Source organism: Salipiger aestuarii (genome assembly GCF_003259905.1).
GTDB lineage: Bacteria > Pseudomonadota > Alphaproteobacteria > Rhodobacterales > Rhodobacteraceae > Salipiger > Salipiger aestuarii.
In genome coordinates, this window is sequence record NZ_QLMG01000115.1 from 1 (window position 1) to 1,674 (window position 1,674).

The following is a 1,674-nucleotide window of genomic DNA, read 5'->3' on the forward strand; positions in this document are numbered from 1 at the left end:
CCGCGGTCCCAGAGAACAAATACCAGGGTACCATCTGGCTGGGCGCCGGGTTCTCCGGGGGGAATGGGCCTATGACGGCGCCACTGATCATCCACACCCCGCCCGAGAAACGGGCCGGGATCTTGGGCCAGATCAAGGCGTGCGAAGCGCAGATCGCCAGTGTCAAACGCGATCTGGCCCATGTGAGCGCCACCATCGGGCTGTTCGCGGTCCCGCAGAGTCAGCGCGCCCGTTACATCCTGAGCCACGGCTTCGTCAGAAAGAGCGAGATCGCCGACATTTGCGTCCGTCACCTGCGTGTGGACGTCGAACCGACCACCCGCGAGCGCGCAGGGCGGGTCATGGCGCAGCGGGATCTGGCGCAGCGGGATCCGGATATATCCGACACGGTGCCGAGGAAATCAGGGGGCTTCAAAGCCGTCCAGGCCCTGTGTTACGCCAGGCGCCGCAAGCTTGTCCGGATGATCGAAAAGCGCATGGGCATGGCCCGCGGATGATGCGGTTCCGTTGCGCGCCGTTGCCAATATCCCCTTCCATGACCGGCTGACCGGTGAGGCCAGCGCACCGCCGATCAGGCGATCCGCCCGTCGACCGTTGCTCTCCCCCCGATGATCGTCGAGCCAGGCCACATGTGCGGAGAAGGTGTCTAAATACCGCCAGCCGACCTTCAGCTGCTGTCCGCCGATCATCCGCCTGCGCCGGAAAAAGAAGCTCTCGGCGCGGCTGGTATGGTATGGGCGCCGGCACGGCTGCAGGTCTCAGAACGGCCGATTTTGCGCATGTCAGACTCAGGCTCGAGAAGGTCCCGATGCGCGATCTCATCGGTCGAAACCATGGTGTCGGACGCGATCCGGTCACGGGAGAAACCGGCGCCCTGGGCCTTCCGTAGGAAGGTTCTTGCCAGCGTCCGACCGCCCCTCTGGCGCAGCACGACACCAGCGCGACGTGTTCCGCCGCGGTTGGCCAGAGGGCGGCGATCGACGCGCTGTTCGCGCAGATTGGCGGGCCGGACATGGCCTCCGAAGGCCGCGCCATCCACATCGACCCCTCCCTCCGGCCCGAGGCCGCGGGTCGCGGCGGTCATCGCCTCCAGCAGCCTGGGCACAAGCATGAAGGCGGTGTTGTGCCGAACGTCCAGATCGCGTGGGAGTTGAACAGCGCAGAGCCCCTTTGCCGCATTTGCGATCAGCAGATCGCCCCCCGGAGATCGACGAAAGACCGTTTCCTCGACGCGAAGATCGTTCCAGAGGTCACGCTGAACCGCCGGTGGCACGCGGCGCCGTTGAAACGTCGTCTGGTCGCCGGATCATCTGGTCGCCTGGTCGCCTGGTCGCCTGGGTCGCCTGGACGACAGATCGCAGGCATCGACGCCGCCGCAGCCCGGGCAGATCGGTCCGCCAAGCCGGCAAACCCTCCGTAGGCCGCATCTTCGCCGTCGGAGAAGATCGCCTTGAGAGACAAGGTCCGCGCCGCCGCCGAAAGAAGAAAACGCTGAGCCATGCGAGCCCCCAAAGACAATAACTGTTCGCATGCTGTTCCCGAAAAACCGCTCGGTCGACAACCTGGTGCATTTGCTCCCCGAGACCGAGAAGACCGAGCTTCTCAATGAGACCATGTTCCGCAACCTTGCACATGCAAAGGTGATGACCGCAGCCCGGGCGGATGACGACAACA

General features: G+C 64.9%; 1 protein-coding gene and 1 pseudogene. One reads left to right on the plus strand and one right to left on the minus strand.

Annotated elements, in window-relative coordinates:
- Positions 1 to 122: 122 nt before the first annotated feature.
- A complete protein-coding gene (locus tag ATI53_RS22755; protein WP_240778672.1) occupies positions 123 to 497 on the plus strand; it encodes a hypothetical protein in 375 nt (124 codons plus the stop codon).
- Between the two features lie 11 nt (positions 498 to 508).
- Here ATI53_RS22755 and ATI53_RS22760 read toward each other — a convergent pair.
- A pseudogene (locus tag ATI53_RS22760) lies at positions 509 to 1,500 on the minus strand (transposase); the annotation flags it as partial.
- Positions 1,501 to 1,674 lie beyond the last annotated feature (174 nt).